Origin of the sequence: Streptomyces sp. GESEQ-4, from assembly GCF_017948455.1 — a bacterium.
Taxonomy (GTDB): domain Bacteria; phylum Actinomycetota; class Actinomycetes; order Streptomycetales; family Streptomycetaceae; genus Streptomyces.
Genome location: NZ_JAFFSU010000056.1, coordinates 1 through 5,944 on the forward strand (window position 1 = coordinate 1; position 5,944 = coordinate 5,944).

The window sequence follows — 5,944 nt, forward strand, 5'->3', positions numbered from 1 at the left end:
CGGGACAAAACGCTCTTTCACGTCCGCAGGAACATCAGCACGGCCAGCACCCGGCGGGACTCGCTGCCCGTGGCCGGGAGGCCGAGCTTGCCGAAGATGCTGGAGACGTACTTCTCCACCGCGCGCAGGGTGATCACCAGCCGGTCGGCGATGCCCTGGTTGGAGTTGCCGGCGGCCATCAGCTCCAGCACCTCGCGCTCCCGCGGCGTCAGCCGGTCGAGCGGGTCGTCGCTGCGCCGCCGCGACAGGAGGATGGAGACGATGGTCGGGTCGATGACGGAACCGCCGGCGGCGACCCTGCGGACGGCGGCCAGGAAGTCGGGCACATCACTGATGCGGTCCTTGAGTAGATAGCCGACGCCCTCCGCCGAGTCGGCCAGCAGCTTCATCGCCAGGCCGGGCTCGACGTACTGGGACAGCACGAGCACCCCGACCTCGGGATGGGCCGCGCGGATCTCCACCGCCGCCCGCAGGCCCTCGTCACTGTGGGTGGGCGGCAGCCGGATGTCGACGACGACCACGTCCGGCAGCAGCCGGGTCCGCAGCAGAGTGAGCAGTTCCTCTGCGTCTCCGCAGCGCCCGAGCACCTCGAATCCGGCGTCGCCGAGGAGTCGGGCGAGGCCTTCCCGGAGCAGGACGCTGTCCTCGGCGATGGCTACCCGCATGGCAGCTCTGCCTCCACTCGGGTGCCGGTGCCGCGCGACGTCCACACGCGCAGTCGGCCGCCGAGCGCCTCGACCCGGTCGGCCAGTCCCCGCAGTCCGCTGCCGCCTTCGGTGTCGGCGCCCCCGCGGCCGTCGTCGAGGACCTCCACCACGAGCCGGCCGTCGGCCTGGGCCACGCTCACTGTGGCCGTGGTCGCCCGGGCGTGCTTTCCGATGTTGGCCAGGCTCTCGCAGACCACGTAGTACGCCGCGACCTCGACGGCCTCGGCGAGTCTGCCGTCGAGCCGTACCGTCAGCCGGACCGGCACCGGCGCCCGCGCGGCCAGCGACTCCAGGGCTACGGCGAGCCCGTGCGCGCTCAGGACGGCCGGGTGCAGCCCGCGCGCCACGTCCCGCAGCTCCGCCAGGGAGGTGGCGATCTCACCCCTGGCCTGGGACAGCCGGGCGCGGGCGGCCGGGGCGCCGCCGAGACTCGTCTCCAGCATGGCCAGGTCGAGGGAGAGCGCGATGAGCCGCTGCTGGGCCCCGTCGTGCAGATCGCGCTCCAGCCGCTGGCGCTCCTTTTGGCCGGCCTCGATGACCCGGGCCCGGGAACCGCGCAACTCGTCGACGTGGGCCCGCAGTTCGGCCTGCAGCCGGCCGGTCTCCAACGCGATGGCCGCGGCGGCGCCGACCGCGTCGAGGAGCTCGCGTTCCTCGGTCAGCGCCGCGTCGTGGACGAGAGCCGCAACCGGGGCGCCGTCCCGCTCGATGAGGGTGGTCGCCCGGCCCGGACCGGCGGGCAGATCGAGCGGTTTGCCGTCCTGGTCGGCCCAACTGGCGAACTCCGGCAGCCAGTAGACCAGCATCAGCGACGGGTCGCCCAGCGCCCGGGCCAACGGGGCCCGCAGATCGTCCGGTTCGGCCCGCAGTTCCATCACGAGGCCCGCGACGGCGGTACGGGCCAGCCGGGCGCCCAGCAGGCCGGCGAGGAAGGCGACCGGGGCGAGGCCGATCACCGCGAGGCTCACCCGCTGGATCGGCGGGAACGGCGGTCCGCCGAACACGCCCACCAGCAGCAGGACGGCGATCATCACCAGGGCGAGCCCGAAGGAGTCGATGAGCAGCCCCAGCGACCGGCGCAGCGGCCGTCCGTCGGCCCACCGACGGGCGGCGAGCAGGGCGACCCCGGCGAGAGAGAGGACACTGATCGCGATGAGCTCACCGTCGTACAGCACCCTGGCCGCACCCGGCGCGTCGACCAGCCGCAACGGGTGGTCCGGGCCGAAGCCGCCCAGCATCATCACCATCGGCTGCGCACCGGCCGCGGCGAGGTAGCCCAGGCCGACGAGCAGCCGCGTCGGCCGTCGCGTCAGCCGTCCGGCCGGGAACGCCAGGAACAGATGCAGGATCACCACCATCGGCAGCAGGTCGAACAGCTGGCCGACGGTCTGTACGGCGGTGTCGCCCGACCACGTCAGAGCCGAGAGGAAGGTGGTCACCCCCGCGAGCAGCATCAGCGGACCGATGCGGCCGGCCGGCCGGTGCCACCACGCGACGAGTCCGGCCGCGGAGTAGGACACCGCGATCCAGATGATCAGACCGGCATGGATCGCCGGCATGCCGCCCGTAACGGCGAGAGCGGTACACCCGGCGGCCGCGGCCGGCACCAGACCCGCCAGGCCGATCAGGAGCACCGGCCTCCGCATGCGAACAGGCGGATCCGCCGAGGTCGTTGGCATCACTCCCCCTTCCCGATCATTGCCGTCGGGCGTGACCGGGCGCGACCGTCCACAAGGGGCCCGCGTACGACCGGACATGAAGGGAGGCGTCGCTCGCACGCTACTCCCGGCACCGGACCGGCGCCAGGGTCGGCCCGATGCCGGCACGGGTCGCCGGTCCCCCGTACGGACACACCAGAAACCCGCCCCCCGAACCGCCAGTGGCCCGCCTTACCTGCCGCACCGCTCGCTGCCAGCGTGAGGGACACCCCCCGAACCCACCGAGGAGCCGTGATGAAGACCCGGGTCATCCAAGAGGAACCGGAGGAGCCCCGCCGGGGCGCGCTCGACGCATCCGCACCACAGGACCCGGATACGTCGCGACTCCGCGCCCCGAGGAGGAAGCTCATGGCTCGTCCCGCCGCATGGGTCCAGGCCCATCCACTGGCCGCGTTCTTCGTGCTGGCCTACGCCCTGAGCTGGGCCGCCGTACCGTTCGGCAGTTTCTTCGCCCCCGGCGCCCTGATCGCCGCCCTGATCGTGGTGTCCGTCGCCGAAGGGACCGCGGGGCTGAGGGAGTTGGGCTTCCGGCTGATCCGCTGGCGGGTGCACTGGATCTGGTACGTGATCGCGATCGTCGTACCGCTGGCGGTCCACTTCTCCACCATGGGCGCGAACATGGCGCTCGGCGCACCCGCCCCCTCGACCGACGACTTCACCCCCGTCTACGGCATCGCGCTCGCCATCGGGATGAACATGGTCAACCCTCTCGGCGGCCCGTTCAGCGAGGAGCCCAGCTTCCGCGGCTTCGCCCAGCCGCGCCTCCAGGCCCGCCGCAGCCCGCTGGCCGCCACCGCGATCCTCGCGGTGCTGATCACCGGCTGGCACGCGCCGCTGTTCTTCGTCTCATCGTTCGGCCTGGAGCCGTACGAGGCGCTGACCACCGTGGCCCTCACCTTCTGGTACGGCTGGCTGTTCAACCAGGCAGGCGGCAGCGCCCTGTTGACCCTGCTGGCCCATGCCACCGAAGGCAGCATCAACACCGAGGACCTGTGGCCGTCCGGCGCGGACGCGACCCGCGAGACCTGGCTCTACGTCGTCATCTGGTCCGCGGTCGCCCTCGGCCTGGTCCTCGGCCACCGGCGCTTCTGGACCGCCAAGGCCCCGCCCGGCGCCGCAGAGCCGTCCGCGCGCCCCGCTCCCACACTCGCCACCGAAACCTGAGAGGCACCCCATGTCCCGACTGCTCTACCGGATCGGACACTTCGCCGGCCGGCACCCATGGCGCGTCATCATGACGTGGCTCGTGATCGCGGCCGCCGCCTTCCTGCTCAACCAGTCCTACGGCGGCACCACCGACGACAACTTCAAGCTGCCCGGCGTCGAGTCGGCGAAGGCCGCCGAGGCGCTCGAGGACAAGTTCCCGCAGGAGACCATCTCCACCGCCAACATCATCTTCCACTCCGACGCGGGGCTGACCCAGCCCGAGGTCAAGGCCGCGATCGCCGAGGCACGTACCGAACTCGCCGCCATTCCGCACGTCGTCGAGGTATCCGATCCCTACGACGCACGGGGCCCGACGTTGAGCCCCGACCGCAGGACCGGCTTCACGACCCTTGCCTTCGACACCGAGAAGCGGGTCACCGCTGCCCAGTTCGACGCCGCGGAACGAGCCACTGAGCCCGTCCGCGCCGCCGGAGTGCAGGTCGAGTACGACGGCGGGCTCGGCACCGCCAAGGGTGAGGAGGGCGGGGCCAACAGCGAGATGCTCGGCATCGCGCTCGCCGTCGTGATCCTCGCGGTGGCGTTCGGTTCCCTCGTCGCCATGAGCCTGCCGGTCGTGACCGCGCTGGTGGCCATCCTCATCGGCTTCAGCACCATCGGCGTCATGTCCGGGGCCATGGCCGTCCCCAAGATCGCCACGATCGTCGCGATGATGCTCGGCCTCGGGATCGGCATCGACTACGCACTGTTCATCCTGACCCGGCACCGCCAGCACCTGGCCCACGGCATGCCCGTGCCCGAGGCGGTGGGCCGCGCGAACTCCACGGCCGGCCTCTCGGTCCTGTTCGCCGGCGTCACCGTCATCGTGGCGATCACCGGCCTGCAGCTGGCGGGCATCCGGATGCTCACCGTGATCGGCTGGGCCTCGGCGGTGATGGTCACCGTGACCATGCTCGCCGCGCTCACCCTGCTGCCCGCGATGCTCGGGCTCGCCGGCCGACGGGTCAACAACCTGCGGATTCCCTTCGTGAAGCCCAAGCCGGCGTACAACCCGAAGTCCAAGTCCAGCCGCTGGTCCGCCAAGGTGGTCGCACAGCCCGTCCGCTACGGCGCCGCAGCCGTCGTTCTGCTCGGTGTGCTCGCCGTGCCGGTCTTCTCCATGCATCTCGGCATCCCCGACGCGGGCAACGATCCCGCGGCCAGCACCACACGCAAGTCGTACGACCTCGTCGCCGAGGGCTTCGGACCGGGCGTCAACGGTCCCCTCCAAGTGGTGATCGAGATGAACGGGACCGACCCGTCCGCGATCGACGGCGTGGGCACGGCCCTCGAGGACGAGCCCGGAATCGCCTCCGTGGGCGCCGTGGCGCTGAGCCCCAAGGGCGATCTGGCGGCGTTCGCCATCACCCCGACCACCGCGCCGCAGAACGCGAAGACCGGCGAGCTCGTCGAGCGCCTGCGCCAGGACCTGCTGCCCGTCGCGCTGCGCGGAACCGAGGCGAAGCCGATGGTCACCGGCGCGACCGCCCTGGATGTCGACCTCTCGGATCAGCTCCAGCAGCGCATGCTGTGGTTCCTCGGCGCCGTGATCGGACTGTCCTTCATCATCCTGATGATCGTGTTCCGGTCGATCCTGGTGCCGCTGAAGGCCGCGATCCTCAACGTCCTCAGCATCGGTGCCGCGTACGGAGTGGTCGTCGCGATCTTCCAGTGGGGCTGGGGAGCCGGTCTCATCGGCCTCGACGGCAGCGTTCCGATCATGTCGCTGGCCCCCATGCTCATGTTCGCGGTTCTCTTCGGACTGTCCATGGACTACGAGGTGTTCCTGCTCAGCCGGGTGCGTGAGCAGTTCCAGCGCCACGGCGACGCCAAAGCGGCAGTCGTCGAGGGCGTCGGCTCCACGGCTCGGGTGATCACGAGCGCGGCACTGATCATGACCGGTGTGTTCGGCGCGTTCGTGCTGGACCCCGACGGCACGGCCAAGCTGTTCGGCGTCGGCCTCACCGTGGCCGTCATCCTGGATGTGACGCTGGTACGGATGGTCCTCGTCCCCGCCGCGATGAGCCTGCTCGGCAAGCATGCCTGGTGGCTGCCGGGATGGCTGGACCGGATCCTGCCGGACATCCACCTCGAAGGCGACGACGCCGACGACCTCCTCCTGCCCACGCCCACAGCGCCTCCGGATCTGGCGGCCACGGCGCCCGGCGCACGGTAGTCACTGCTCGAAGCCACCCCTCCACCAGGGCCTGTCCGGCATGATCCGCCGGACAGGCCCTAGTAGTGCTTCGTTAGGTTCTTGTTCTGGTGAGGGGGCGGCCGCAGGTGGTGCAGGTGCCGTCCCAGCACCGCAGCAGG

At 71.2% G+C, this 5,944-nt stretch carries 4 protein-coding genes; 2 read left to right on the forward strand and 2 right to left on the reverse strand.

Going from position 1 to position 5,944, the window contains the following annotated elements:
- Window positions 1–17: 17 nt before the first annotated feature.
- Both KCH48_RS41625 and KCH48_RS41630 read right to left on the reverse strand, forming a co-directional pair.
- Window positions 18–665: a response regulator transcription factor gene (locus KCH48_RS41625; protein ID WP_210582845.1), complete on the reverse strand. Its 648-nt coding sequence runs from the start codon at window positions 663–665 to the stop codon at window positions 18–20.
- Window positions 656–2,386, reverse strand: coding sequence for a sensor histidine kinase (locus tag KCH48_RS41630; RefSeq protein WP_210582846.1), 1,731 nt, complete (start codon window positions 2,384–2,386; stop codon window positions 656–658). Before KCH48_RS41630 ends, KCH48_RS41625 begins: the two co-directional genes overlap by 10 nt.
- Before the next feature lie 387 nt (window positions 2,387–2,773).
- Between KCH48_RS41630 and KCH48_RS41635 the strand changes: the two genes are divergently transcribed.
- The gene (locus KCH48_RS41635) at window positions 2,774–3,589 is read left to right on the forward strand and encodes a CPBP family intramembrane glutamic endopeptidase (RefSeq protein ID WP_210582847.1); all 816 of its coding nucleotides are present in this window, start codon (window positions 2,774–2,776) and stop codon (window positions 3,587–3,589) included.
- Between the two features lie 10 nt (window positions 3,590–3,599).
- Complete coding sequence (locus tag KCH48_RS41640; RefSeq protein ID WP_210582848.1) at window positions 3,600–5,804, forward strand: MMPL family transporter; 2,205 nt, start codon at window positions 3,600–3,602, stop codon at window positions 5,802–5,804.
- Window positions 5,805–5,944 lie beyond the last annotated feature (140 nt).